Genomic DNA, 25,375 nt, shown 5'->3' with positions numbered 1-25,375 from the left:
TCTCCCTATCACATTTTATTTTAATAAGAAACCTGCCGGAAACAGATCCGTAGGGTCTAATAGAAACGTCTGCATCCCTGTAATAAACCCTCTACTTTCAAAACGGAAAATGTATCCTAGTTCCTCCTTCTTCACTTTCTCCACAGTTATAAAACTATTAAATATACTTTCATTTTTAAAAGGTTTATCCGCCATATAATCATTTTTAAATAACGCATGAACATAGGAAACAATAGTAGAAACAAAACCTGGCGAACGTACGATAAAGTTATCTTCATGAAATGTAATCGATTTTATATGGTTCTTTTCTTTTTGCGAAGGATCTACTAAAATAAGCCTTTTTATTAGCGACTGTTTTTGTATAGCCTGCAGTGTAGCTTCTCCCCATCTTTTCAATTCAGAAATGTTTTCCATGCGAATTTCTGGCGAATACGCACCTTTTTCTACAACTGCATATACTTTATCTGCTTGTATAAGAGAATAACTTACATTACCAACCTGTAAATTTTTCTCAATCATATAGCATAGTTTGCTTTCAAACGAAACCGATATAACTTCATCATTCTCTACATACGCATGAACTAAAAATATTCCACATAACGTTTCAATTTTGTATTGATTGGACTCTCTCTTTTTTAAATACCCACTTTCGAGTAACATCGTTATTACTGCAACAATGCCTCCATAATGAAGCGGAACCGAACCTTCATGATTAAAAAATAATACAGCTGCATCCACTTCATTATAGATAGATGAAACGACAATACAACCATTCAAACCGATAAAACCACGTGGTTCATTTAATAAAAGCTTCATCTCTTCTGCTAATTCACCTGAAAATTGTTCATTTAATTGCTCCAAACTGTAGTAGTATTTGCATGGTACATCTTTCATTACACGAAATGCCTCGCCATTTACATGTACGTCTACTGCTGTATACATTTTTTGAATGTTCATTTTATATCCTCCGTTTCATGTTCCATCGGCGGAATTAGCAAAAATCCTTCTTTAAGTGGATCCATTTCATTGTAAAAAAATCTATGCATACCCATAAGCCAAGCTGATCCCGTAATTTTCGTTATGACAGCTTCAATATTTTTAACATGTGTCGTATTCATGACATATCCTTTAAATAAAGAACCAACGATACTCTCATGAATGAACTCTTCACCAATCTCGATTTCTTTCTGAGCGTATAATACAGCTAGCTTCGCAGATGTTCCTGTACCGCATGGAGATCGATCTATTCCGCCTGGTGGTACAACAACTGTATTTTTCACATGCGCACATTCATGAGTAGGATCTGTATAAAATTCAACATGTGTTAATCCTCTTATAAACGAATACTCTGGATGAGTGATTTCAAACTTCTCATTAATTGTGTTCCTTATATGAATCGCCTTATCGATGATTGTAGATGCATTTTCTGGTACTAATTCTAGACCTACTGATTTCGCATCAATAATGGCATAAAAATTCCCTCCATACGCAATATTAGCCTCTATAGTTCCAATGTCTTTCACTTGTACAGTAATATTTTTCAATAAAAAAGCTGGTATGTTACAGAAAGATACTTCTTTTGCTTTTCCATCTTGAACAGCAATATCTACTTCAACTAAGCCAGCCGGTGTATCTAGTTTTAAAGAAGTAATCGGTTCAACTACCGGAATTAAACCCGATTCAACTAACGCTGTACATACACCGATTGTATCGTGACCACACATCGGTAAATATCCACCTGTCTCTATGTATATAACACCTATATCAGCCTCAGGATGACACGGGTCTGTTAATAATGCTCCTGACATTACATCATGACCACGCGGTTCATTCATTAACAATTTTCGAATCGAATCATACTCCTTTTTCATATGTAACATCTTCTCTGCCATCGTCTCTCCAATCAACTTTGGAAGTCCACTAATTAATGTCCTCGTTGGATTCCCACCTGTGTGTGTATCAATCGTCGTAAAGACTCTTTGTGACCTCATTCGTTTAACACCCTTTCTGTAAAACGACTCAAACGAAGTGGTTCAATAGGAATAATTGTCTCTTTTTCATTTAATAACTCTTCAATTACTTTTCCAGTAACTGCTGCAAGACTAATCCCATCACCTTCATGTCCAGCGGCAATGAAATAATTCGGAATATGTTCCACTCGTGAAATAATCGGTAAATGATCTTCTGTCCACGGACGTAAACCAGCGTAAGAACGAATTACCATCATATCTGCCATTTTCGGATAAAAACGAATTGCTCTATTTGCGATACATTTAATGACTTCATTATTTATCCTCGTATGAAATCCTACAAATTCACGACTACTACCAATTAAGAAATTTTGACTTTCAGTAGGCTCAAATACGAGCGCAACCCCGTATTTTTCAGTTAAAGCATCCACTTTTCGTTTTCCGCCAAATTTAGAAATTAAATAACCGAATTCCATTACTTTACGGCATCCTACGTGTTGTTGCCTTGAAGCTACAATAATATGCCCTTTTCTCGGTTCAATTGGTATATTTATATTTAACATCTGACCAATCTTAGGAGCCCACACACCGGCTGCATTTACAACTTGTTGTGCTGTAAAAGTTCCATTCGTAGTTTCTACAACAAATGAACCATCCGTCTCTATTTCCATACTCTTTACTTCCGTCTGCTTAAAAGCTTTTGCGCCAAACTTTTGTGCCTCTGACAGAAGCGAGAAAGCAAGGAGATATGGATTCACAGTTGAATCCGTCGCACATTCTAAACCGCCTAATAAATCATCAGCAAAAAAAGGCGACTCTTCCCTTATATCTTGCCTATCAAGCATTCGAAACGGTAATCCAGCTTCTTGTTGCCGATTTACCCATTGCTGCGCAGCTTCCATCTCTTCGTCTGACTCACATACGAGAATACTTCCTGGTGCCCTATATTCAAATGAATGCTCTAATTCTTCACTTAAATCAGTTACTAATTTTTGACTTACTAAAGACATTTGACTATCAAATCCCGGGTCTTTATCAATGGCCAAAATATTCCCATCACACCGTGAAGACGTCCCGCTGACAAATTCCCCTTTTTCAATGATTGTTACGTCTCTTCCGTATTTTGAAGTGTAATAAGCGATAGAACACCCTATTATTCCACCACCTATAATTAAAACGTCGCAATGCCTCACAATATACTCCTCCTTTCCTAGCCCTCTCACTTTCTTTTTATGCAATTGACGTGCCAATTCTGTACATATACAATTTTTATAAATAATATTTTTATTTGTAAAAATATTTTAAATTCATAGTAAATAGGTGTATTATTTTTTTATCACTGTCAAAATTTTTATACATAACAGGAGGACATTATGGAATTCTCATTTCCGACTATACAAGAATTTTTGGAAAGCGTTTTAATCAATCATACATGTAGCCTTGATCGCATTAAGAAAATAAACGAAAGGTTTTATTACCTCCCTTCTACTACAGAAGAATATAATTGCGCAATTATTTATGTAGATGACTCATTCACTGCATTAATTGACGCTTTTTCTTATGAATTAGCTGTTATCATCCTTAACGAAAACGATGAGCCGATATGCTGTATAACTTCTCAGCAAATGATTCCATTTCTTTATAAGTCCTACAATGAACTACAGTCATTTTATGACACTGTAATACAAACAACTGACTCTTCTGTTACAGTAATTGATAGTAAAGAATGCGTTCGAACTTGGACAGATGGTGCTGAAAAAATATTTTCAGTCAACCATAATGAGATTATTGGGCAACCGATTACTCGTTTTTTTGATTATAAAGACTTGGAAATTTTACAATCTTTACATGATGGAAAAAGCATAGTCGCTCAGTTCCATCAGCCTCGTCCCGATTTATTCGTATTAATTAATTCAAATCCAGTTTATTGTAATGATGAAATTATAGGAGCAGTCGTTTCAGAAACAGATGTTACAAATCAAGTGGCTTTAAATGAAAAACTATTTAATATGTCACATGAAATGCACCGTTTAGAACAAGAAGTGGCAAAGTATAAAGATGAATCCGATCCATTCCTTGCGATGAATGGAAAAAGTCCTGTTATACAAAGAACGATACAATTAGCTAGAAAAGTTTGTTCGGTGAAATCAACTGTTTTAATACTTGGGGAAAGCGGAGTTGGAAAAGAAGTATTTGCGAAAGCAATTCATGAAGCAAGTGAAGCAGCGAAGGCGCCTTTCATTTCGATTAACTGCGGGGCAATTCCAGAAGCATTATTTGAAAGTGAATTATTCGGTTACGAGCGTGGGGCGTTTTCTGGAGCAAATAGTAAAGGAAAAAAAGGTAAAATTGAACTCGCGCAAGGCGGTACTTTATTTCTTGATGAAATAGGTGAAATGCCACTTGATATGCAAGTAAAACTGTTACGTGTACTGCAAGAGCGAAAGTATTACCGAGTTGGTGGTGAAAAAGAAATTAATATTGATTTCCGTATTATCGCTGCTACAAATCGTGATTTACAAGAAGAAATGAGAAAAGGAACTTTCCGAGAAGATTTATATTACCGCTTAAATGTAGTTAGCTTGCAGATTCCACCGCTGCGCGAAAGACGCGAGGATATTATTGAATTAACCTATTCTTTCTTAAACGATTTTTCAATCAACTATAACAGACCAATTCGTGACTTACCTTCAAGCATTATGCATGAACTGCTTCATTACAATTGGCCAGGTAATATTCGCGAACTTCGAAACGTTGTTGAACGGCTTGTGGTATTCGCAACAGACGGAATTATAAAACAAGAATATTTACCATTTCATACGACTGAAACTTTAGACAACCATACAGCCCATTCCCTATTACTCAGCAACAATAATACAATCCTTTCTTTACAAGAAGAGATGGATGAGCATGAAAAAAAAGTTATTGAAAGGGCTTTACGAATTTTAAATGGGAATAAATTAGAATGCGCAAAACAACTTGGCGTAACAAGGGCTACTTTATATAACCGTTTAAAGAAACTTGGACTTCAATAAAGAAGCAGTATGCACCGATCAGGCGTTTACAGGTAGCCCTCTCTCCCTCCTCTATATTGGCATGATTTTTGCATATATAATTTGTGAAAACCGAACTAGAGGAGGAATACACATGACAAATAAAAACAACTTAATCGTTTGTCGTTGTGAAGAGGTTACATATGGGCAACTTCAATCGACAATTGCTGAATATAACTGCTCGGCAAGAGAATTAAAACTAAGAACACGTGCTGGCATGGGATTTTGCGGTGGTCGCACATGCAGAATAATGATAGATCGAATGATTGAAAATGCGAATCCTGACGTAACTCTTAATGAACTACCGTTAAAATATCAACCACCAATACGTGCAGTTACTTTTGGATCGGTAGGTGAAAGTAAATGAGTAGAATTACACATCACCCTATTTTAGGTACTTTACAAAGTAGTGAGCGTATTACCTTTCAATTTAACGGTCATCAATACGGAGCATATGAACATGAAACGATAGCTGCTGCCCTGTTAGCAAATGGAATTAGGACAGTAAGAGTTCATGAAGATAGCGGAACACCGCGAGGTATTTATTGTAATATCGGACACTGTTCCGAATGCCGCATGACAGTAAATAATCAAACAAATGTACGCGCATGCTTAACTGTTGTAGAAGAAAACATGGTTGTTGAAAGCGGGAAACAGCATCCGAATATCGTGAGAGAGATGGTGAAAAAACAATGAGTGATGTAATTATTATTGGTGCAGGGCCAGCGGGATTATCTGCTTCTATTTCTTGTGCTCGTTTCGGACTAAAAGTGCTCGTTATTGATGAATTTATGAAGCCGGGCGGGAGATTGTTAGGACAGTTGCATCAAGAGCCTACTGGAGAATGGTGGAACGGAATAAAAGAATCGAAGCGACTTCATGAAGAAGCAGAATCACTTTCAGTACATATCAGGTGCGGTGTTTCGGTCTATAATTTAGATAGAGATGAAAACAATTGGTTTGTACATACTAATATCGGTACGTTAGAAGCACCTTTCGTACTACTTGCTACTGGAGCTGCGGAATATTCTATTCCCCTTCCTGGCTGGACACTTCCAGGAGTGATGTCAATTGGAGCAGCTCAAGTTATGACAAATGTTCATCGCGTGCAAGTTGGAAAAAAAGGAATTATTATTGGTGCTAACATTTTGTCTTTCGCCATTTTAAGTGAATTGCAATTAGCGGGAATTACAGTGGATCATATTGTACTCCCTGAAAAAAGCGAGTTAAGTCAAAAAGCTGGTGAACCTGAAGAAGTTTTAAACTCTCTTTTAAATGCAGCACATCTCGCTCCTTCTGCTATTTTACGAATAGGTAGCCACTTTATGAAATATGATTGGATTCGAAAAGCTGGATTAACATTCTATCCAAACAGCGGAATGAAAATAAACGGAACGCCACTTCACCTTCGGAAAGCAGCTCTTGAAATTATCGGAACAGATCAAGTTGAAGGTGTACGTGTTGCTAATATTGACTCTAAAGGAAATGTTATTAATGGATCAGAGAAAATATATGAAGCAGATTTTGTTTGTATTGCCGGGGGATTATACCCACTTGCCGAACTTGCAGCTGTAGCTGGTTGTCCCTTCCATTACATTTCAGAATTAGGTGGACACGTTCCTCTCCATTCCGAAACAATGGAAACTCCTCTTCCTGGTTTATTTGTAGCTGGCAATATTACAGGCATTGAAAGCGGAAAAATTGCGATGGCGCAAGGAACAGTTGCAGGTCTATCTATTGCTAAATATGCAAGCAAAAAACGTGATATAGTCGACCAACAATTATATCACGCCATTCAAAACGTTCACTCTGTTCGTCAGAAAGCTGCAATTCAGTTTAATCCGATGGTAGATATCGGTAGACGAAAGATGAATGATTTATGGCATAAATTCCAAACAAATGATAAAGATTTCTATAAACAACAAGAAATTATTTAATAAGACTTATTTGTCAAAAAGCTCCCCTTATCAAAAACATAAGGAGAGCTTTTCAAATTATTTCACTTCGATTGTCCAATCACCATCAGCTTGAATAGTGAATATATGTATACCATTTTCTTTTACAGGTACTTTTTTCGTAGTATCGGCAGCACCAATTTCATTAAATATCATGCTATCGTTTAAATCCACTACAAAATTACTTTCACCATTCTTATGTACACCATGCAATTCTTTCAAACCTTTTTCAAGTTTCACAAAAACAACATCAGATCCGTGACCACTAATTGTTCCTGGAGCTGTTACTACTTTATCTATTGGAATAGACTGAGACATATTCACTTTCCAGTGACCATCTGCCATTGGATTAATAAAATATTTTCCACTCTTGTTTAATAAAACTACACGTTTTTCTTTTCCATTACCAATAAAATTCGAAAGTGAACCAGAGTCATTACCTTGTTCATCTTTTAACTCTAGAATTGCATTACTTTCTCCTGTATGTTCTACTTCCGCAATAACAAATCCGGATTTTAACTCAAAAAAATCAGAAGAATTCGCACCATCACCTTCTAACGAAACACTATGATCTTGTGATAATCTCTCCACTGCACTTTTTTCTTTTATCTCTTTAGCTTTCGGGCTAGTTGTTGCTGTTTGCTGTTCAGTATTCTTATCTTTTTTTTCATTCGCTTGTACATCTTTTGTTTGCTCCGTTGAATTACAAGCAGTTAAAGATAAACATACCGCAGCAATTGTTGCTAATAATTTCTTTTTCATAATATCCTCCTATTAACATAAAACATTCTTAATAAGAATAACATATTTTTACCAATTCATCGGTTTATTAAAAATTGAATTTTATCCTAAAATAGGAAACATACTAAAAATAGAAATTAAAATAAAAAACTGCTAGAGCATAAAGCCCTAACAGTCTTATTGTTCATCACTATTAAATTTCGCTAATGCGTAAATACCTTCTTCATCATCTAATTCAAGTTGTAATCTCGCTGCGAATGAATTGACATTATATTCTCTGTCAAGCAATAAGCGTAATGCTTCGATTAAGTTTGCTTGAATTAAAATTTGCTGGCGACCATTTACCTCTACTTCCGCAGAGAAACCGTAGTTATCGTCATACATGAGTTCAACTAACACTTCTTCTGGACCCACTTGTCTTTTTTCAGCTATATATACGCAAAGCGCATTTATTAATTCTTGTTCAGAAATTTTTATTGTTTCCATGCTACTTCATCTGCCTTCTTTTTACGTTGGTCTTTGAAGTATTTAAATGCACGAACTGCTAACATTACGATACCAGCCATTACTAACATATTTACCATAAATGCTAATACAGAACCAAGAGCTCCCATATTTGCAAATAAGCTACCCATTAGTAAACCACCAAGACCACCTAGTAATAAACCTTTCATAAAGCTTCCTTTATTACTTTTTGGTGCTGTGTTTGTTGCTTTCGTTTTTGAATCTGGAGTCGTTTTTTGAGAATTTACATTTGAGTCTTTTTTGTTTAAATCAACTTTTGACTTTTGACCTGAACTTGGTGTAAATGATTTTTTACCAGATTTGTAACTTTTCGCTGCTGCATGATCTACGAACATAAAGCTGCTAGCCCCAAAGATAACCATGAATGCTGTCATTACTGCTACAAGTTTTTTCAACATATTATATCCATTCTCCTTTTATATAGATATATGTGAAATCTATCTTTCTAGTAAATTCAGAATGATAGATTTATTTTTAAGAACATTTTAAAGGTTCTTATGAACTTATTATATGAACTTTTGTCGAAATATGCAAGTATTATTTACTTTCAACAGTTTGGTGACAAAGGAAAAATTAAGCAAAACAGAATTGACTTTAAATGAAACAAAACATATTATAAGTTCATAAGAACTTTTTATTATTTTGGAGGTGAAAAGATGGAAACATTTCATCTCACACGAAACGAAATGGCTACCCTTCTTCTATCACTAAGAGGATGGAATACGAAAAAGCCTCTCGGTATTTTACAAGAAGCTTGGGCAAAGTCACATAAAAAAGATATTGAAAGCGGACAAAGCGTTACAGCTTTTATTACTACCGCACTTTCACCTATTTTTGAAAAACTGATTAAAATTGACGATACTGATGTCGGTTTTTCTTTAAATGAAATAGTTGCGCTTGGCAATCAGATTGAAAACACAAGTTTCTCTGTAACTGCTATGCAAAACTGGGTGAAACGAGATATAAAAGAAATGATTGGCTCTCCTCAAAAAGGGAAAAAATATTCGATTGAACAAGCAGCCTTACTGTTCATTGTCGAAGATTTAAAAACAGCACTTGATTTTGAATCCATTCGTAAGCTATTACGCCTTATCGTTAATGACCCAGCCGATCGAAGTGATGATTTAATCAATCCTGTTCATTTATATGTAGCATACTCTTCTCTATTTGAAGAACTCAATCAAGGGAATTGCTTACAACTAAATGCAACAGATACAGTTCATACAATTGAAAACATCGTAAAAGAAAAAGCTGATAAAATCGCAAGCAAGTTCGATCAAATTAATAACGAACAACGCGAAGCAATTCGTAACGCTATTATCATTGCGACCCTTTCTGTACATACCGCTTATGTACAAATGTTAGCAAAGCGTTACGTAACAGCAACTTTATTTTTACAGAACTTAGATGTGAAGCCTTAAAAAATAGAAGCAGAAATGCTTCTATTTTTTTATGAGAAATTTTTAATAATCTTTTCATTAACCCTTCATAAAAACGCGGCTTATATCCTTTACTATAATACTTATGAGAGACATAAAAGAATTGAAATAGCAATCCCCTATGTAAATAAGGTATAATCTACATATAGTGAACCTTTTACGTAATTAAATAAAAGGTTCTTATACTCAAAAATTCATAAACTAGAAGGTGCAACAATGTTAAGTAGTTTTATTCATTCAGTATTAACGTTTTTTGAAGGATTAGGTTATTGGGGCATTATGCTTGGACTTATGATTGAGATTATCCCAAGTGAAATTGTCCTTGCTTATGCAGGATACTTAGTATTCAATGGAAGTATCTCATTTGTAGGCGCAGTTGTATTCGGTACAATTGGCGGTGTTATTGCCCAAATCTTTATTTATTGGCTTGGACGATACGGCGGACGCCCTATATTAGAACGTTATGGAAAATATATTTTCATACATAAAAAACAAATAGATGCTGCAGAAGATTGGTTTAATCGTTACGGAACTGGCGTCATTTTTACAGCACGCTTCATTCCAGTAGTGCGTCATGCGATTTCAATTCCTGCTGGTATTACAAAAATGCCTTTACTACGTTTCACTACATTAACAGCACTTGCGATTATCCCTTGGTCTATTATTTTCATTTATTCAGGTGAAAAACTAGGTGAAAATTGGGAAAATATTAACGATATTGCTAGTCCTTATGTGAAATCATTCGCAATTGGTGGCGTCGTACTTATACTTTTATACTTCGTTATAAAAAAATGGACAAAAAAGCGTAAAAATCTTGCTTAAGTATATAACAAAAACCGCTATAAATTCATTCGGAGTTATAGCGGTTTTTTATTTATATATGAATTAATCTTCAAGAATTATATAACACCTTTCCATCTACATTTACATGGATAAGCAACCGTTTGATCATTTCTTTCGTATATTATCTCAAAAAGGAGTGATTCCCCTATGCATTGGCAGCAAAAAATACCATACTTAATCGGACGCCCTATCGGTATTTCCTTCATAAATGGGCAAGGAACTTCTGGTGTATTATGTTCAGCTCATGATGGTCAATTATATGTGTATGAATACCTTTATCAATCCCAGTTCGCAATGAAACATTATGATTATAGACAGATTCAAGATATACATGCATTCCCAAATTGTCCTCACCAAAATCCTCTATACTAAAAAAATTGGAACGGCTCATAGCCATTCCGATTTCTATACTTTATTTCTCAGAATTAAATTTATGCACTGCTTCATCAAAATAAATCCAACCTTTCCAGCCCAAATGAATCGTATCTTTTAAGAAATACTTATCATATTCATGACCAGAGAAATCAACTACTGGATATCCTGCTTTCTCAACCTGTTCTCGAACTTTTTTATAATACACTTCACGGCGTTCTTTCGGGAATCCAGTATAATCATACCAAGGCCCATTTACAGGTACAGAAATAAAGAGTGGTTTGACATTTTTCTCTTTAAATAAATCTAAAATAATTTGTAAATCATCATATTCTGGTGATTCATCATATGTTTCATTTGCTCTAAAGTTTTTTAAACCTTTTAGTTTTTTCTTCAGATTATTCTTATGATAATACGGATTTTCAATTCCGAATGTATTTGTAGTAGACTCAGCTTTCCCTTCTTGTTCCGCGTGTTTACGTGCATCTTCCCAAGAAATTGAACGAAGTCCGATATTTGTTTTCTCTTTCATCGGTTCGATTTTAAATAAAGAGTTAAATAAATCTCTATGATCTAAAATATTTCGATGCATATAAGCAAGTGGTTTAGCTAAACCTGCTTTTATGTTATGTTTTGTATCATTATATACAATACCTTCTAATGAATTTTTTAATATATCATCTTCTTGAACAACTTTATAATCTAATAGCCGTTTCGCGATTTGCTTCTTCATTTCTGGATTTATCTCATCATTAAAAATAAAATGATATGCTTGTTGTTTGGAGAAATTATTAGTGAAATCCCCTTGTGAGACACCAGTCTTTGTAAACCATTGTGGTGAAAGAACAAAGACTACTTTTTTACCTTCTAATTCATCCATAGTAGATGTCATATTTAAAATATGAGCTAAGCTTTGTGTACCGCCAGTTCCAATTAAAAACGGTGTAAAACCAGCTGGATTTACTTTGAAATAATTAGACGGATGATATGCATCCATTCGTAAAAATTCTGATGAACCGTACATCGGTAAATACTGTGAATTCTCTAACATTTTTTGCTGTAAGAAAACACTTTGTAATTTCTCTTTTTGTAAAGAAGTTGCCGCATCTTCTACCTTCTTATCACTAATAAGCGATACTAAACTTTTCGATGGGATTAGAATGATAATGAAAAAAAGCACACACGCTAAAATTATAGGACCAAAAGCATGCTTCATTTTCATCTTCTGTCCCTCTTTCTATCGTTATTAAATTGTAACCCTTGTTTTTGACACGTCATCTTTTCTCTCCTTTGTCTCTATACATGTTCCATTCTATTTATCTATTATATACATGTATGTATTTCCTTCCTTGTTCTATTAAGCCCTATATAAATAGCGCAAGAAAATGTTTCCATAGAAACATGTTAATTATACAAGATTCTACATAAATTTCACACTGGAATTTTAGTAATAATTTTATTTTTTAACAATGAAAAAATATATGAAATGTCTAGAATTCTTTGGATGATGTATGGAGTTCAAAATATGATAATAAGCGCCCGCTATGATCAACTTCATGAGTATATATAAACCCGAGCTTTCGTAAAAGTTTTTTCGAGCTCTCATTTGCTACTTTAACTCTAGCAATTATTCTTGTTACATTCAAAGTCTCTATTGCATATTTAATGGAAGCCTCTGCTGCTTCTAATGCATACCCATTCCTCCAATGTTCTGGGTCAAGAAGATACATAATTTCTATTTCACCTGTTTCATCTACCTTTCTTAAACCACAATGTCCTAAAAGCTTTCCTGTTTCACTATTAAATAACAACCATACCCCGAAGTCATACTGTTCCCAATGTAAGATAAGTTGCCCAATATAATCATTTGTTTCTTCCTTCGACATTCCTCTTGATTTAGCCAGCCATTTGCCAACAGTATCTTTTTTTAATATGTTATAAAACTGATCAATATCTTCTACAATTGGTTTCCTCATAAATAATCTTTTTGTATAAATTACTTTCTCTTCTTCAAACATAGACATCATTTTCCCTCCAAATACTGTTTACAGACTAATAAATTATACCATGAACTATTTTTCTAACTTTAAATAAGAAAAAACAGACTATCACATACGTGAAGTCTGTTTCCCCATTCTTTTATTTTTGTAAATCTGCCCATTTTAAACTTGTAGCTGGACCAAATTGATGTACATATAAATCTTTCACATATGGTTTTTGTAAGTAAGATAATCCACGCTGGAATACCGGTGCAATTACTGCATCATCAAGTAGCATTTTTTCAGCATCTTGCATTGCTTTCCAGCGAGCCTTTTCATCATTACCTAATTCTGTTTTAATCTTCTTAATTAATGCATCATATTCTGGATTTGCATATTCTGTATTATTAACACTGCTTCCAGAAAGGAATACTTCTAAGTAAGTCATTGGATCTGGATAATCTGGTAACCAGCGTGATAACGACATTTCATATTCTTTCTTCTTCTCAAGTGCTAATTTTTGCGTATGCGGCTGTAATTTCACATTCACTTTTAATCCTGGTAAGTTTTTCTCAAGCTGCTCTTTAATGTACTCTCCAACTTTTTTAAAGTTTTCTAAGTCATAATTTAATAATTCTAAAGTCACTTCATTTGTACCTGTCTCTTGTTTTGCTTTCTCCCAATATTCCTTCGCCTGTTTTACATTTGTCTTATTAAACTCACCAGACGTACTTCTAAAATCTTTCTTATCTGGGCCCTTTAAAAATCCTTTTGGTACGTAATAGTTCGCTGCAACCGATCCATCATTTAAAAATGAATCTGCGAGTCCCTTCTTATCAAAAACTGTACTTAGCGCAAGACGTGCATTTTTATTTTTAAGAATCGGTACATTTTCATTAAATCGGAAGAAGTACATAACTGGATCTGTATATTGTTTTAGCTCTTTATTATTTTTATATTTATCTACGAATTCTGTAGAAATAACAGCTCTATCAACTTTATCTGTTTCATATAAATTTACCGCAGTTGAAATTTCTTTTACAATTTGATAGTTTACTTCATCTAACTTCACTTCTTTTTTATCCCAATACTTATCGTTTTTCTTCATTGTAAAGCTAGCTTCATGCTTCCACTCTGATAATGTAAACGGTCCATTATATACCGCTTTATTTGCTTCTAATCCATATTTATCACCTTGCTCTTTCGCATATTTTTCGTTAATTGGATAGAAGGATGGTAAAATTAATAATTTCGTAAAATACGGTACAGGATGTTCTAGCTCTACGACGAATGTTTTATCATCCTTCGCTTTTACTCCTAATTCATCTAGACCTAGTTGTTTTTTATTTATCTTCTCAGCATTTTTTACATCGTACGCAATGTATGCATATTGAGAAGCTGTATCTGGATTAATCAATTGCTTCCAAGCGTATACGTAATCATGGGCGGTTACTGGATCTCCGTTAGACCATTTCGCATCACGCAATTGGAATGTATATGTCTTTCCATCTTTACTCACTTCATATTTTTGTGCGCCGGCTTCAATTTCTTCATCATTTTTCGATAGACGAAATAGTCCTTCCATTACGTTATTCAAAACGTTAAACGAGACTGCATCTGTTACTTTCCCTGAATTTAACGACGGAATTTCACCCGTTTCTAGTAACTGTAATACTTTCTTCTCATCTTTCGGCTTTGTTGCAGTTTTTTCTTTTGCGCAGCCAACTAAAAATGAAGAAACTAATAGAGTACTAACTAATGAGTAACGAACAACTTTTTTCATTTAAAAACCCCCTCTATTTTTAAGGTAAGTAACGACGAGCACCAGCGTATTCTTCTATATATCCTGGTGTATTTAGCGGTATAATCTCTACCGATCTTTCAGCTCTTGGTGAGTGAATCATATTGCCATCACCAATATACATTGCGACGTGATGGACACTACCTTTCCCTTGATCATGTGCAAAGAAAATTAAATCTCCCTTTTGTAGATTTTCTTTATCAACTGCAACTCCTGCTCTTGATTGCGGTCCAGAATCTCGCGGAATTGTAATGCCGTGCGATTTATAGATCGTATGCGTGAAGCCAGAGCAATCAAATCCAAAACCACTTGTACCAGCCCATATATACGGTAAACCTAAAAACATTTTCCCTGTGTTAATTAAATCATCAGCTGTCGGTTTTGGAATATCAGTTTGAGAACGGTAAACTGTTCCATCATTTTTTCGTAGCCATGCTTTCTGACCATTTGGCAACAATACACGGTATGAAATTGTGTCTTCACTTAATAGCGGCAGTCTTGTATTATAACTGACTTCAAGTGATTTATGTTTTTCAGAAGGATTTATATATAAAATCGCAGTTGGCTTTGTTATTAACACAAAAGGTTCATTTGTTTTATCTGCAAATTCTTGATTATATGTTAATTGTTTTTCAGGCATCCAGCCCGGATAACCTTCTTCATTTCGGGGTGTTGGCTGTCCATGCACTAATACCTTCACCCATTCGCCTTTCTTATCAATAACAGTTACTTCTTGACCGAGTAACGCTTGTGTTTCTAATTTATTTGCATTTGTTAACCATAGTTTCTCGTCAAGTGTCATTGATTTCGTCCATTTCCATAGATCCACTGGATTTGTTGTACTCGGTGTATCGATTGGCCTTAATGAATCAGGTACTGTCCATAACGTTGCAGCAGATACATCTATAAATGCTTTATTATCCTTCTTTTCTTCAGCATTTGCCGATGTAAACGATGAAAATATAAATAAAGTTGTTAAAAATGCAGTTCCTACTTTTTTCATATATATCCCCCTTAAAAAAATAATTTACTAGTCTCTTTTCCTAAGACTTACTATTCACTGTCGATTGAAGGTTTACCTTTGATCCAGAATAAGTCATTCCTTCTGGCTCTTCCATTAACCAAAGCGGTGCATCAAGATCAAAATAATGTATATTAGGATGTGCTGCCGCTAAATGTGCAACAGCGCTAACGGAAAGTGAAGATTCCATCATGCTTCCCACCATACACTTCACACCAGCCGTTTCTGCGATATCTGCAATACGCCATGCTTCACGTATGCTACCACATTTCATTAATTTAATATTAATTAAGTCTGCGTATCTTCCTTGAACGAGCTTTAATGCATCACTTGCTGAAAATATACTTTCATCGGCCATAATTGGCGTTTGCACACGATCTTTGACGTACTTTAACCCATCCCAATCTTTCGCGTGTACTGGTTGTTCAATAAATTCTATATTTAAATTACGATTTTCCATCTCTTGAATGATAGAGATCGCTTCTTTTGGACTCCAACCTTGATTCGCATCTAAACGTAATGTCGTATTTCTTGGTACCACATTTCGAATTGCCTCAATACGTTCCAAATCTAAATGCGCCTCTTTACCCACTTTAATCTTTAATGTTTGAAATCCTTTTTCTACATGTTTCTTCGCTTCTTTTGCCATTAATACAGGCTCATCCACACTCACTGTAATATCGGTATGAATTTCTTTCTTCCCGCCTAACAAGGCATATAACGGCACATTTTGATATTGGCAATATACATCATATAAAGCGATATCTACCGCTGCTTTCGCACTTGAATTTCCAATACAACTCATTTGAATACCCTGTAGTAACTGCTGAAACTGAATGATATTTTGACCAATTAAACATGAACGCATCGGTCCTAAAATCGCTTCTTCCATTCCGCTGGTGAAATCCCCCGTAATAACTGGCGTTGCGGCTGCAGCCCCCTTACCAATTACTCCTTCGTCTGTATGAATATAAACATCTATACTTTCAATTTCTGTTACAGTACGAAGCGCGGTTTTAAACGGTGTATGCAGTTTTACACGTCTACGATTTACTTTTACATCTGTAATTTTCATTTTGTTCATCCTTTCATTCTCCAATGAAGTGAAATTTTAATCCACCGGAGATTTATACCCACGGATTATTAGGTAAACCCATTGGACATTTACTCTTCTATCACTCTACTTTGTTTTCGTTCACTTTTGATGTAGGACGATAATGTGAAATAAAAAAATCCAGCCATAAGAATGATTCTTACGGCTGGATTTTGTCTATGATTGAGTAGACAAAGCAGCAATCTGATTATATTTTTTCTGTGCATCTTTTAGCGCTACAAGTAACGCTTTTTGAGAAGAACCGAAATATCGGTTCTTTACTTCCATTACTAACGCCGGGTCATTTATATTTTTATGTAGAAATAAATATTTAACAAATTGAGATGTTAATGCAATTGTCGCTGAGCAGTCTACATCTACAATTTCCCCTGTATCCTTAACAAGTATAAATGCTACGAAATAGCTTTTAAACTTTTCAGTAATGGGATTATTTTGAGGTGCTTTCGCATCCCCTACGATATAAATTGTATTTGAAGCGTACACAGCTATCTTCCTTTCTTATACGAGGATAACGGGTTTCTTAATAGTCGTATGAGCGAGGAACTCAACGTTGATTAAAAAATGTATCCGCTTACCTTGTATTATAATATAATTGACAGAATTTTAACAACATTTATTTTAGTGCATATTCCATATTTATGAAAATAGCTTAAACTCTTCATTTCTACAATATGTGATTGTTCCTTGTACCATGACATTCATACATAAAAAACTGCACCCCCAATTGTTAGACGGTGTCTAACAATTGGGGGTGCAGTTCAATGGCTAACTGTTTTTATTACTTTGGCATCACAAATATAGTTTCATTTGACTTAGAAAATTGATACTCTTTTCTCGCTAACTTCAAAATTTCTTCCTCATCGTCTGTTAAATTTTCTATGTTAGTCTTTAAAGAATCTTTATCTTTCTTTAAAGATACTAATCGCTTCTTTTGATCCGTAATCGTATCTTTCTTTTTATCAATTACTTCTTGTTGTTTCGTTAAAATATATTGAACATATAGAGTAGTTGCCGCAATAAAAAGGACCATTAAAATAAGTCGCCTTAACTTCTTTTTATTTATCCTACGCTTGTCACTAGGTTGTGATAATTGCTCTGGTATATTAGGAACATTTACTCGCTCGAGTTTCCTCATTCAAATCCCCCTAACCCATATTTTTCACTACCATCGGCACGTTTTCTTACTAAACTAAATTCTATTCTTATAAAATAAACTCCTTCACAAAAATATCCCATAAATTAACCAATTAAAGATAGCATTCGACGACATTTCCATATTTACACCGATTTTTTTTATACATGCTGCTATAAAATAGTAGTTTCTGTAATTCTTTTTCTACTATTGTAGAAGAGTTTTTTCACACACAAAATTCCTTCCCCACATATCCATGTTATAACATGCTTACAAGGAGGGGGAATATGCATTACCGCACATTAGGTAAAACTGGAATAACTGTTTCTGAAATAGGTTTTGGCGCATGGGCAATCGGTGGTGATGAATGGGGACCTGTTAACGATAAACAATCTATAACCGCTATAAAAAAAGCAATTGAGTGTGGTGTGAATTTTATTGATACTGCGGATGTGTATGGTTTAGGACATAGTGAAAAGTTGGTAGCTACCGCGATTAAAGGACATCGTAATGATATTATCCTATCAACGAAAGGTGGTTTAATCGGACATCACTACGACCCTAATGGAGTTCCTGTATATGATACTCCCGAAAAAATCATCGCCGTATTCGAAACAAGTTTACAACGTCTTCAAACAGATTATATTGATCTTTATTTTTGTCATATTTGGTGGCATAATCGTAGAGAAACAGAAGCATTTCTACGTGCATTTGACATATTAAAACGTGATGGCAAAGTAAGAGCAGTCGGTGTTTCGACTCATGATTTACAATACATTCATCATTTCAATAACAACAACGAAATTGATATCGTACAACTTGATTACAATATATTAAATCGAAAACCAGAAAAAGATATATTACCATTCTTACAAGAGAAAAATCTAGGAGCTGTTATTCGTGGTCCATTAAAAATGGGCATTTTAACTGGAAAATTCACAAATAAAACAATTTTTCCAGATGGAGATTTACGCAAAGATTGGCCAAATGAAACTTGGTTTCAAGAAGACTTACAAACCGTAGAGAAACTTCGGCTGCTCTCAAATAAAAATCAGACCTTAGGGCAACTTGCACTTCGCTATGTACTCTCTCATCCGGCAGTAAGTGTTGTAATTCCTGGTGCAAAAACAGGAACACAAGCACAAGAAAATGCAAATGCATCTGTTCGCCCTATTTTGAGTGATGAAGAGCTTAACTATATTCATTCAATATAAAAAGCCCAATCCGGGCTTTTTAATTTGGCAAACTAATATCATACTCCATTCGCTTCGCTGTGTCCTCCGCAACATGCATACCTAACAAGTTTTTCACAATATGAAATGCCATATTAATTCCAGCTGAAATTCCGGCAGATGTTATAATATGTCCTTCATCTACAAACTTTACATTTTCTATAACTTCAACATTTTGAAACTCATTTTTAAACTTTTCAATACTAGCCCAATGTGTTGTTGCTTTTAAACCTTCCAGTAAACCTGCTTTCGCCAGTAATAGCGCTCCTGTACAAACTGAAGTCATCAGCTTTACTTCTTTCATTTGTTGGCGAATCCATTTTATTACTATTTCATTTTTTATTTCATATTTTCTAGCACCTAGCCCACCCGGAATTATTAAAATATCCACTGGTGGTAAATTTTCAATACTATAATCTGGCTGTACCTTCAATCCATTCCTTGCTGTAATCATTTCCCCATTCTCGCTAACTGTATAAACAGTAAATGTTTTTTCTTCATTCACCTCAGTTACAGAAAAAACTTCAAATGGCCCTGCAAAGTCTAACACTTCTACTTCATTAAATAAAAATATACCAACACTCCATTTATTCATCATAAGTTCACTTCCTGTTTCAAATGATGTAAAAGGTGATTATATCCTTTTTCTAATGCAATATCATACGCTGTTTTTCCATCATTTTTCTTAATCATCTTATTAGCTCCATTTTTAAGGAGCAACATAATTATTTCTTCATTTCCTAATAATGCTGCTTCGTGGAGTCCTGTCCAGCCACCACTTTGCATAATATTTACATCTGATCCTTTTTCAATTAAGAAAGCGACAAGTTCACTTTGCTTGTTCGCAATTGCCGCTTGCAAAGGTGTATTTTCATTTTCGTTTTTTGCTCTACTATGTATATCTGCACCGCTTTCTAAAAGAAAACTCGCTATTTCTTTCTGTCCAAAATAAGCTGCTAAATGAAGTGGTGTCCAGCCATCTTTACTACATTTGTTAACAATACTTGGACTCGCCTTTATAAACTCCACTACTTTTTCCTTATCACCACTTATAACAGCTTGTGCTATTGATTGTAAATGCTCCATAATAATCTCCCATCCTTCAAAATATTTAAGCATCTCCTTCTACATGTTCTATTAATTATTATATTTTCCTTTTAAAACCTTAAGTTTACATAATAATATTATATATCACTTTTTGTGCTTAATGCTGAATAGCAATAATGTTAAAAATACTGCCTTTAAACAATGAAGACCATGATTTCATTAGAGTTACTGAAAAAGCAAGCAAAAAACTATACACATAGTTTTCATCATATTTGTTCAGTTGCATGAACTAAAACAGGTAATGTTTATTCTGCTATTTATGCTTTCAACATATCAAATAATATTATTCCAATAAAAAAACAATCCATTTTAAAAATGGATTGTTTTTTTATTTCTGTTTTATGCGGTTTATTTTATTTTTGTATTTTCAATGATGAAATAATTACATTTACAAAAATGAAACACTACTATCTTAGCCCCTCTTATAGTAAGCTTTTCGTTTAAAAACAAAAATACACTTTCGCCTTACGATTGAAAAAACATATGTAAAAGTTTCTAAAACAGCTGCCTTATCATACTAATCTATAGCAATTCTGTCTTCTTCCCTTACCTGTTTCCTTTAACACATACGATTTTAAAACTAGCGCCGTTAATGAATCTGTTAATGTTTTATATGATAAATTTGATAATGCCAATAGATCGTTCGTATATAACATTCTATGCTTCTCTAATAATAATAGTACTAATCGTTCAGACGGTTTTAATGCCTCATCACTTTCTAGTATAAAGTCTATATTTTTCATTTCTCTAATTATTACTCCTTATATAAAAAATACTTTAGACGGTTATTTAATATAAAAATAATACATAACAAAATTATAAATATATTAAAATAGCACCATCTAAAAACACTATTATACTATAACATAGAAGTAGTGTTTCCCCAAATAGGAAATGCTTTTTTATATCGCTTATAAGATTCTTGCAAACCTACATAATATTTTGTACCATTACCCGCCAAGTTTTCTTCTAATTTCGCTGCTCATCCTGATGTATTTGTAATCAATGAAGTTCTTCTAAATTTATAAACAAATAAAAAACGGTTCGTCTATCATGCCCTAAACATGAATGACAACCGTTTTCCAGCTTCTTCTTAATTAACATGTTCTATCTTAAATATTTCTTGCAATATGCGGCTTACTGTAATGACTTGTTCCACCGCCACCAACTACTACTTTACCGCCTTTTTCGAAAATTAATAATTTACTTGAACCATCTGCAAGAAGCACTATTACTTCAGCATTATTACTTGTTGCTACATAAATTACATAACCACTCTTTGATATACAAGTTTCCCAATTTGAATCAAATTCTGATCTTACTACACGATTTGAATACACTTGATTTTCAATTCTATCTTGTTCTACGTTTTCCAAATTGATTCCTCCCACTTCACTAAAATAGCATTTATAGGAAAATAACAGCCCTATATAAAATAGTAGCCGACTTTAACATAAATAGTATATGTAATTAGTAGGAGAATGCTTGGACAACGAAAACGAAATAGACTTCAAAAATTTCACAATTGAAACTTCTCTTTAATCATTTCCGCTACTTCTTTTGCACTCAAATACGTGTTATTAATTTTTATATACTCTTCTTTTTCAATTTCACCATGAAGAGAGTTTAATCTATGCTTTTTCATCGTTTCTTTCAAATTATTTTCAGACCACTCAATATCTCTTTTTTTTCGGTTTATGTTCTAATCTATTCGGGCTTTTATTTCGTTCTAATCTTTCATCTAATTCCGCTTCCAGCTCTACAAAATACACTGTCCCACCTTTTGATTCAAAAATACTTTCTACATGATGTATATAATCCCAATCCGCTTGGAGGTCAAATGCCCATATATACGTAAAAATCATTCCAGATAAATCACTTTTAGATACTTCTTCAAATATTTCATTACGAAATAAACTTACTAGTCTTTTTGCTTCTTTCGTACTGTAATCAAAAATTGGACTTACTAAATCAATTGTCATGTGGTTATGAAAAAGTTTTAAACCGGTTAATGTTGCTAATTCTTGCCCCACTGTCATTTTTCCAACTGCTTGTGGGCCAAATATTAATATAAGTTTCACTTATTTCCCTCCAATCTTTCTCTATAAACCATTACATAAAATTAAAAATAAGGCAGCCGATTTTAAATCGATTGCCTTTTTTTTATTCATAGTTTTAGTTCTATTCTTTTCGCATAGCTTCAAAAGTAATCATTTGATTTGCATTTGACGGTTCTTTTTCATAATCATATTCAGCAGAGCAAGTAATGTTAGAGAAACCTATACTTTCTAAAAGAAGTTTAAACTCTTCTATTCCATACCAGCGCAGCGCAAAGCGTTGTAGTTCTGTTTGTACTAACTGTCCTTTACTCCACTTTTCATATTTCAAATATGACACAGTAACTTGGTTCAGCCAATCTATTTCAATTGATTTATTTTCTAATGTGATTCCGTCTCCACTCGGCAAAGAGAAAGTCGATGTATGAATTTCCCCAGTCTTCCAGTCATGCGGAAGCATAATATCTACGATTAATCGTCCATCTGGATTAAGATGTTCATAAAAACATTTCAATGCATTTATAGAATCCACACGATTTTCAATTAAACAAAAAGATCCAGTAGGAATGATAATTGCGTCATATTTATGCGGAAGTGAAAATTGTTGCAAGCTTCCTTCATATAAATTAGGATGTAAGCCTCTCTCTTTACAGCGCTTACGGCAAGAATCTAGCATTTCAGGTGAATAATCTATCCCATCCACTTTAAAACCAGCCTCTAGAAGCGGAATGATGACACGTCCTGAACCTACTGCGGCTTCGAGGATTCTTCCTCTACAATCTTTTAAACGTTTTTTGTAATACTCAATATCACCATTTAAAGAATAACCGACTGGTTTTGTGTAATCATACAGTTCTGTACAAAGTGTACTATAAAAGCTAAACATTTATTTTCTCCTCCGTTTTTACGTACGGAAGATTTCAATTCAACTAATCTTCCTGCACCTCTGATTTTAATGATATTTCGAAAGAGCTGACTGTCATAATATATCACTCACTTTCCATAGAATATAATGATATTGTATTACATAACCTTCCAATTTGAAATATAAAAATTAAAAATTCAGACTACAAATTAAAGAGCTTACTTTAGTAAGCTCTTTAGAAAAAATATTTATTTCACAATCGGCAATGTCACTTCACTTAATTTCACTGTAAGTTTCGTGCCAGCTTTCGGTCTAATTGTATAATCATAATCACTTGCAATTAAAACAACTCCGATTTGATGCCCCGCTTTAAATACATAATCATCTGGCTGCATGTCCCATGTAAATGTATAATCTTTGCCCGGTTGAATCGCTGTTGAATTTTCTATACTCTTTAAGTTTTGTGGATCCATCCAGCCTCTCGTTACGATTTCCGGCTTCGCTCCTCCATAGTCAACAAGTAATGCTGTTAAATTTGATACAGATTGATCAATATTTCCTGTAATTGAAATCTTTGGTGTACCACTTATACGCGTATCTTTTTGCAGTACAGGCATTGTATATACTAATCGATTTGCTACTTCTAATTCTGGGTTTGCTACTAATTGGTTTGATTTCATTTGTGCATCATCTAAGAATGAGAAAACTTTATTAGCCGATCCCATACTTAATGGCAAATTGACTAATTTATTACTTAAATACATACGGATTTTTGAAGGTACAGCTGATGGATCTGGCCAATTTTTTATCTTTTGCCACGTTTTATTTTCTCTTTGCACATCAACCATTGGTTCATCCATAATTCCATTTTCAATTCCGTACAACCAATAATCTAACCATTTATTTTGTGTTTGCTGCCAGTTATTACTTGATGTCCCACCATGACCACCTTGATGTAGCCACATTTTACGAGGAACATTATTTTCTCCAAGTGCTTCCCACCATTGCGCGAACTGTTTTGTTTTAACATTCCAATCGTTTAAACCATGAACAACAAATACACTCGCTTTTACATTTTTAGCATCTTTTACATAGTTACGTTTATCCCAAAAATCATTATAATTACCTGTTTTTCTGTCTTGTCCAGCCGTTAACTCTTTTATAACTTGTCCGCAAACTTCAGGGTTTTCCCTTGTCAGTACTGCTTCTGCCATATTATCTGTATCTTCCCCTTGATATCCGCCTGGAGCAATGACTGCACCATTTGCACGATAATAATCATACCAACTACTAATTGCTGCGATTGGAATAATTGTTTTTAAACCTTCGACTCCAGTAGTCGCAACAGCATTTGGTAAAGTACCATTATAGGAAACTCCAGTCATACCTACATTTCCTGTAGACCAATTTGCTTGAACTTCCTCACCCTGTTCTGTAAATGCTTTCGCGCGACCGTTTACCCAATCAATAACAGATTTTGTCCCGAGTATCTCTTGTTCATCTCCAGTTGTAGGGCATCCATCTGATTTTCCAGTACCGATACTTTCGCCTAGAATAACTGCATAACCTCTTGGCACGTAATAGTTCCCATACGAACCAAGATTAACCGCTCCATACGGTTTTCCTTCATACGCATACAATTCTTCATCTACATTATATACAGGAACATCTTTTAATCCAGATCGATATGGACTCATTTCATAAATAACAGGAACTTTCACATTCGGATCTGTCTTTGGACGCATAACTTTTATCGATACTCTGTCTTTCTTACCGTCTCGATCACTATCAACTTCTGTCTCTACATATAAATTTTCGATAATAGCTTCATCGAGAGAATAAATCGGTTTTGTCATCCCATTTTCTAATTCAATTTTCGTACTTTTAGTCTCTTCCTTCTTCTCTGCATGCACATCCATAGTAAAGCTAGGTATAATTGTTGCAGATAGCATTGCTGACAGTGTAATTGCCATTTTCTTTTTACTCAAAATGTTCCCTCCCCTTATTCGTTCTCTTTTACTATATAACAAAATAACTGAAAATTCAGTTTTATTTTATATAAAAGTTGAGAAACTCAAAGATTTCTTATTAAGTAAAATTTAATGCAGGTATGAAAGTATTTTCCCACTTCCTCCTTCTTTATAAAGTGAAACTTTAATCAGCCCTCAC

General features: G+C 34.2%; 27 protein-coding genes and 1 pseudogene. 8 read left to right on the top strand and 20 right to left on the bottom strand.

Going from position 1 to position 25,375, the window contains the following annotated elements; all coding sequences use genetic code 11:
* Positions 1–15: 15 nt before the first annotated feature.
* From HMPREF2590_RS14675 to HMPREF2590_RS14665, 3 genes are read right to left on the bottom strand one after another with little or no spacing between them, the layout of a single operon-like run.
* On the bottom strand, positions 16–957 hold the full coding sequence (locus HMPREF2590_RS14675; protein WP_001025574.1) for a proline racemase family protein: 942 nt from the start codon (positions 955–957) through the stop codon (positions 16–18).
* Positions 954–1,991: a proline racemase family protein gene (locus HMPREF2590_RS14670; RefSeq protein ID WP_001257522.1), complete on the bottom strand. Its 1,038-nt coding sequence runs from the start codon at positions 1,989–1,991 to the stop codon at positions 954–956. The genes HMPREF2590_RS14675 and HMPREF2590_RS14670 overlap by 4 nt, the downstream gene beginning before the upstream one ends.
* Positions 1,988–3,163 carry an NAD(P)/FAD-dependent oxidoreductase gene (locus HMPREF2590_RS14665; RefSeq protein ID WP_001215268.1) on the bottom strand — a complete coding sequence of 392 codons (1,176 nt, stop codon included), beginning with the start codon at positions 3,161–3,163 and terminating at the stop codon, positions 1,988–1,990. Before HMPREF2590_RS14665 ends, HMPREF2590_RS14670 begins: the two co-directional genes overlap by 4 nt.
* 180 nt (positions 3,164–3,343) lie before the next feature.
* Here HMPREF2590_RS14665 and HMPREF2590_RS14660 point away from each other — a divergent pair, with 180 nt between their 5' ends.
* The 4 genes from HMPREF2590_RS14660 to HMPREF2590_RS14645 all read left to right on the top strand — a co-directional run bounded on the left by HMPREF2590_RS14660 (position 3,344) and on the right by HMPREF2590_RS14645 (position 6,960).
* The gene (locus HMPREF2590_RS14660; protein ID WP_000395824.1) at positions 3,344–5,005 is read left to right on the top strand and encodes a sigma-54 interaction domain-containing protein; all 1,662 of its coding nucleotides are present in this window, start codon (positions 3,344–3,346) and stop codon (positions 5,003–5,005) included.
* Between the two features lie 112 nt (positions 5,006–5,117).
* The gene (locus HMPREF2590_RS14655; RefSeq protein WP_000182619.1) at positions 5,118–5,390 is read left to right on the top strand and encodes a (2Fe-2S)-binding protein; all 273 of its coding nucleotides are present in this window, start codon (positions 5,118–5,120) and stop codon (positions 5,388–5,390) included.
* Positions 5,387–5,719: a (2Fe-2S)-binding protein gene (locus HMPREF2590_RS14650; RefSeq protein ID WP_000087069.1), complete on the top strand. Its 333-nt coding sequence runs from the start codon at positions 5,387–5,389 to the stop codon at positions 5,717–5,719. Before HMPREF2590_RS14655 ends, HMPREF2590_RS14650 begins: the two co-directional genes overlap by 4 nt.
* On the top strand, positions 5,716–6,960 hold the full coding sequence (locus HMPREF2590_RS14645) for an NAD(P)/FAD-dependent oxidoreductase (protein ID WP_001286104.1): 1,245 nt from the start codon (positions 5,716–5,718) through the stop codon (positions 6,958–6,960). The genes HMPREF2590_RS14650 and HMPREF2590_RS14645 overlap by 4 nt, the downstream gene beginning before the upstream one ends.
* A 57-nt stretch (positions 6,961–7,017) precedes the next feature.
* Here the strand turns inward: HMPREF2590_RS14645 and HMPREF2590_RS14640 are convergent, their stop codons facing one another.
* The 3 genes from HMPREF2590_RS14640 to HMPREF2590_RS14630 form a co-directional block, all read right to left on the bottom strand.
* Complete coding sequence (locus HMPREF2590_RS14640) at positions 7,018–7,740, bottom strand: hypothetical protein (protein WP_000727976.1); 723 nt, start codon at positions 7,738–7,740, stop codon at positions 7,018–7,020.
* A gap of 156 nt (positions 7,741–7,896) precedes the next feature.
* Positions 7,897–8,205, bottom strand: coding sequence for a YxcD family protein (locus tag HMPREF2590_RS14635; RefSeq protein ID WP_000447766.1), 309 nt, complete (start codon positions 8,203–8,205; stop codon positions 7,897–7,899).
* Positions 8,193–8,642 carry a hypothetical protein gene (locus HMPREF2590_RS14630; protein ID WP_000914478.1) on the bottom strand — a complete coding sequence of 150 codons (450 nt, stop codon included), beginning with the start codon at positions 8,640–8,642 and terminating at the stop codon, positions 8,193–8,195. The genes HMPREF2590_RS14635 and HMPREF2590_RS14630 overlap by 13 nt, the downstream gene beginning before the upstream one ends.
* Before the next feature lie 258 nt (positions 8,643–8,900).
* Between HMPREF2590_RS14630 and HMPREF2590_RS14625 the strand changes: the two genes are divergently transcribed.
* The 3 genes from HMPREF2590_RS14625 (at position 8,901) to HMPREF2590_RS14615 (ending at position 10,898) form a co-directional block, all read left to right on the top strand.
* Positions 8,901–9,665 (top strand): DUF1836 domain-containing protein, encoded by a 765-nt coding sequence (locus HMPREF2590_RS14625; RefSeq protein ID WP_000447231.1) that lies wholly within the window; start codon positions 8,901–8,903, stop codon positions 9,663–9,665.
* A gap of 234 nt (positions 9,666–9,899) precedes the next feature.
* Positions 9,900–10,505, top strand: a complete 606-nt coding sequence (uptA, locus tag HMPREF2590_RS14620; protein ID WP_050821893.1) for an undecaprenyl phosphate transporter UptA — start codon at positions 9,900–9,902, stop codon at positions 10,503–10,505.
* Between the two features lie 168 nt (positions 10,506–10,673).
* Positions 10,674–10,898 (top strand): hypothetical protein, encoded by a 225-nt coding sequence (locus HMPREF2590_RS14615; RefSeq protein ID WP_000558693.1) that lies wholly within the window; start codon positions 10,674–10,676, stop codon positions 10,896–10,898.
* Positions 10,899–10,938: 40 nt separating this feature from the next.
* Here the strand turns inward: HMPREF2590_RS14615 and dltD are convergent, their stop codons facing one another.
* From dltD to HMPREF2590_RS14580, 7 genes are all read right to left on the bottom strand, one after another.
* Positions 10,939–12,120 carry a D-alanyl-lipoteichoic acid biosynthesis protein DltD gene (gene dltD, locus HMPREF2590_RS14610; RefSeq protein ID WP_000782299.1) on the bottom strand — a complete coding sequence of 394 codons (1,182 nt, stop codon included), beginning with the start codon at positions 12,118–12,120 and terminating at the stop codon, positions 10,939–10,941.
* A gap of 268 nt (positions 12,121–12,388) precedes the next feature.
* Positions 12,389–12,922: a GNAT family N-acetyltransferase gene (locus tag HMPREF2590_RS14605; RefSeq protein WP_000061613.1), complete on the bottom strand. Its 534-nt coding sequence runs from the start codon at positions 12,920–12,922 to the stop codon at positions 12,389–12,391.
* A gap of 115 nt (positions 12,923–13,037) precedes the next feature.
* Positions 13,038–14,660 carry a peptide ABC transporter substrate-binding protein gene (locus HMPREF2590_RS14600; RefSeq protein WP_000758254.1) on the bottom strand — a complete coding sequence of 541 codons (1,623 nt, stop codon included), beginning with the start codon at positions 14,658–14,660 and terminating at the stop codon, positions 13,038–13,040.
* 19 nt (positions 14,661–14,679) lie between these two features.
* Positions 14,680–15,681: a C40 family peptidase gene (locus HMPREF2590_RS14595; protein ID WP_050821894.1), complete on the bottom strand. Its 1,002-nt coding sequence runs from the start codon at positions 15,679–15,681 to the stop codon at positions 14,680–14,682.
* A gap of 40 nt (positions 15,682–15,721) precedes the next feature.
* Positions 15,722–16,783, bottom strand: a complete 1,062-nt coding sequence (locus HMPREF2590_RS14590; RefSeq protein ID WP_070861460.1) for a dipeptide epimerase — start codon at positions 16,781–16,783, stop codon at positions 15,722–15,724.
* Positions 16,784–16,969: 186 nt separating this feature from the next.
* Positions 16,970–17,296 (bottom strand): DUF3870 domain-containing protein, encoded by a 327-nt coding sequence (locus HMPREF2590_RS14585; RefSeq protein ID WP_050821895.1) that lies wholly within the window; start codon positions 17,294–17,296, stop codon positions 16,970–16,972.
* A 295-nt stretch (positions 17,297–17,591) separates the two neighbouring features.
* The gene (locus HMPREF2590_RS14580; protein WP_001228372.1) at positions 17,592–17,948 is read right to left on the bottom strand and encodes an FtsB family cell division protein; all 357 of its coding nucleotides are present in this window, start codon (positions 17,946–17,948) and stop codon (positions 17,592–17,594) included.
* A gap of 284 nt (positions 17,949–18,232) precedes the next feature.
* Between HMPREF2590_RS14580 and HMPREF2590_RS14575 the strand changes: the two genes are divergently transcribed.
* On the top strand, positions 18,233–19,159 hold the full coding sequence (locus tag HMPREF2590_RS14575; protein ID WP_000559359.1) for an aldo/keto reductase: 927 nt from the start codon (positions 18,233–18,235) through the stop codon (positions 19,157–19,159).
* A 19-nt stretch (positions 19,160–19,178) separates the two neighbouring features.
* Here the strand turns inward: HMPREF2590_RS14575 and HMPREF2590_RS14570 are convergent, their stop codons facing one another.
* From HMPREF2590_RS14570 to HMPREF2590_RS14540, 7 genes and pseudogenes are all read right to left on the bottom strand, one after another.
* On the bottom strand, positions 19,179–19,775 hold the full coding sequence (locus tag HMPREF2590_RS14570) for a DJ-1/PfpI family protein (RefSeq protein WP_000981430.1): 597 nt from the start codon (positions 19,773–19,775) through the stop codon (positions 19,179–19,181).
* The gene (locus HMPREF2590_RS14565) at positions 19,772–20,263 is read right to left on the bottom strand and encodes an ankyrin repeat domain-containing protein (RefSeq protein ID WP_050821896.1); all 492 of its coding nucleotides are present in this window, start codon (positions 20,261–20,263) and stop codon (positions 19,772–19,774) included. The genes HMPREF2590_RS14570 and HMPREF2590_RS14565 overlap by 4 nt, the downstream gene beginning before the upstream one ends.
* 533 nt (positions 20,264–20,796) lie before the next feature.
* A complete protein-coding gene (locus tag HMPREF2590_RS14560) occupies positions 20,797–21,027 on the bottom strand; it encodes a hypothetical protein (RefSeq protein WP_000789031.1) in 231 nt (76 codons plus the stop codon).
* Positions 21,028–21,396: 369 nt separating this feature from the next.
* Positions 21,397–21,660 (bottom strand): hypothetical protein, encoded by a 264-nt coding sequence (locus tag HMPREF2590_RS14555; protein WP_000432429.1) that lies wholly within the window; start codon positions 21,658–21,660, stop codon positions 21,397–21,399.
* A 143-nt stretch (positions 21,661–21,803) separates the two neighbouring features.
* Positions 21,804–22,365, bottom strand: a pseudogene (locus tag HMPREF2590_RS14550) (AAA family ATPase).
* Between the two features lie 100 nt (positions 22,366–22,465).
* Positions 22,466–23,227, bottom strand: coding sequence for a class I SAM-dependent methyltransferase (locus HMPREF2590_RS14545; RefSeq protein WP_050821897.1), 762 nt, complete (start codon positions 23,225–23,227; stop codon positions 22,466–22,468).
* Positions 23,228–23,454: 227 nt separating this feature from the next.
* Positions 23,455–25,194, bottom strand: a complete 1,740-nt coding sequence (locus tag HMPREF2590_RS14540; RefSeq protein WP_050821898.1) for a Xaa-Pro dipeptidyl-peptidase — start codon at positions 25,192–25,194, stop codon at positions 23,455–23,457.
* Between the last annotated feature and the right edge of the window lie 181 nt (positions 25,195–25,375).

Origin of the sequence: Bacillus sp. HMSC036E02 (genome assembly GCF_001836235.1) — a bacterium.
In the GTDB taxonomy this organism is placed as follows: domain Bacteria; phylum Bacillota; class Bacilli; order Bacillales; family Bacillaceae_G; genus Bacillus_A; species Bacillus_A cereus.
Note: the sequence above shows the minus strand (reverse complement) of the source record. Positions and strands in the feature narration are given on the sequence as shown.

Coding starts and splice junctions, on each gene's coding strand:
- HMPREF2590_RS14640 (WP_000727976.1), bottom strand. CDS start 7,740: ATGAAAAAGAAATTATTAGCAACAATTGCTGCGGTATGTTTATCTTTA.
- HMPREF2590_RS14675 (WP_001025574.1), bottom strand. CDS start 957: ATGAACATTCAAAAAATGTATACAGCAGTAGACGTACATGTAAATGGC.
- HMPREF2590_RS14655 (WP_000182619.1), top strand. CDS start 5,118: ATGACAAATAAAAACAACTTAATCGTTTGTCGTTGTGAAGAGGTTACA.
- HMPREF2590_RS14600 (WP_000758254.1), bottom strand. CDS start 14,660: ATGAAAAAAGTTGTTCGTTACTCATTAGTTAGTACTCTATTAGTTTCT.
- HMPREF2590_RS14630 (WP_000914478.1), bottom strand. CDS start 8,642: ATGTTGAAAAAACTTGTAGCAGTAATGACAGCATTCATGGTTATCTTT.
- HMPREF2590_RS14575 (WP_000559359.1), top strand. CDS start 18,233: ATGCATTACCGCACATTAGGTAAAACTGGAATAACTGTTTCTGAAATA.
- HMPREF2590_RS14670 (WP_001257522.1), bottom strand. CDS start 1,991: ATGAGGTCACAAAGAGTCTTTACGACGATTGATACACACACAGGTGGG.
- HMPREF2590_RS14580 (WP_001228372.1), bottom strand. CDS start 17,948: ATGAGGAAACTCGAGCGAGTAAATGTTCCTAATATACCAGAGCAATTA.
- HMPREF2590_RS14635 (WP_000447766.1), bottom strand. CDS start 8,205: ATGGAAACAATAAAAATTTCTGAACAAGAATTAATAAATGCGCTTTGC.
- HMPREF2590_RS14560 (WP_000789031.1), bottom strand. CDS start 21,027: ATGAAAAATATAGACTTTATACTAGAAAGTGATGAGGCATTAAAACCG.
- HMPREF2590_RS14590 (WP_070861460.1), bottom strand. CDS start 16,783: ATGAACAAAATGAAAATTACAGATGTAAAAGTAAATCGTAGACGTGTA.
- dltD (WP_000782299.1), bottom strand. CDS start 12,120: ATGAAAATGAAGCATGCTTTTGGTCCTATAATTTTAGCGTGTGTGCTT.
- uptA (WP_050821893.1), top strand. CDS start 9,900: ATGTTAAGTAGTTTTATTCATTCAGTATTAACGTTTTTTGAAGGATTA.
- HMPREF2590_RS14605 (WP_000061613.1), bottom strand. CDS start 12,922: ATGTCTATGTTTGAAGAAGAGAAAGTAATTTATACAAAAAGATTATTT.
- HMPREF2590_RS14660 (WP_000395824.1), top strand. CDS start 3,344: ATGGAATTCTCATTTCCGACTATACAAGAATTTTTGGAAAGCGTTTTA.
- HMPREF2590_RS14565 (WP_050821896.1), bottom strand. CDS start 20,263: ATGGAGCATTTACAATCAATAGCACAAGCTGTTATAAGTGGTGATAAG.
- HMPREF2590_RS14650 (WP_000087069.1), top strand. CDS start 5,387: ATGAGTAGAATTACACATCACCCTATTTTAGGTACTTTACAAAGTAGT.
- HMPREF2590_RS14645 (WP_001286104.1), top strand. CDS start 5,716: ATGAGTGATGTAATTATTATTGGTGCAGGGCCAGCGGGATTATCTGCT.
- HMPREF2590_RS14625 (WP_000447231.1), top strand. CDS start 8,901: ATGGAAACATTTCATCTCACACGAAACGAAATGGCTACCCTTCTTCTA.
- HMPREF2590_RS14615 (WP_000558693.1), top strand. CDS start 10,674: ATGCATTGGCAGCAAAAAATACCATACTTAATCGGACGCCCTATCGGT.
- HMPREF2590_RS14545 (WP_050821897.1), bottom strand. CDS start 23,227: ATGTTTAGCTTTTATAGTACACTTTGTACAGAACTGTATGATTACACA.
- HMPREF2590_RS14570 (WP_000981430.1), bottom strand. CDS start 19,775: ATGATGAATAAATGGAGTGTTGGTATATTTTTATTTAATGAAGTAGAA.
- HMPREF2590_RS14595 (WP_050821894.1), bottom strand. CDS start 15,681: ATGAAAAAAGTAGGAACTGCATTTTTAACAACTTTATTTATATTTTCA.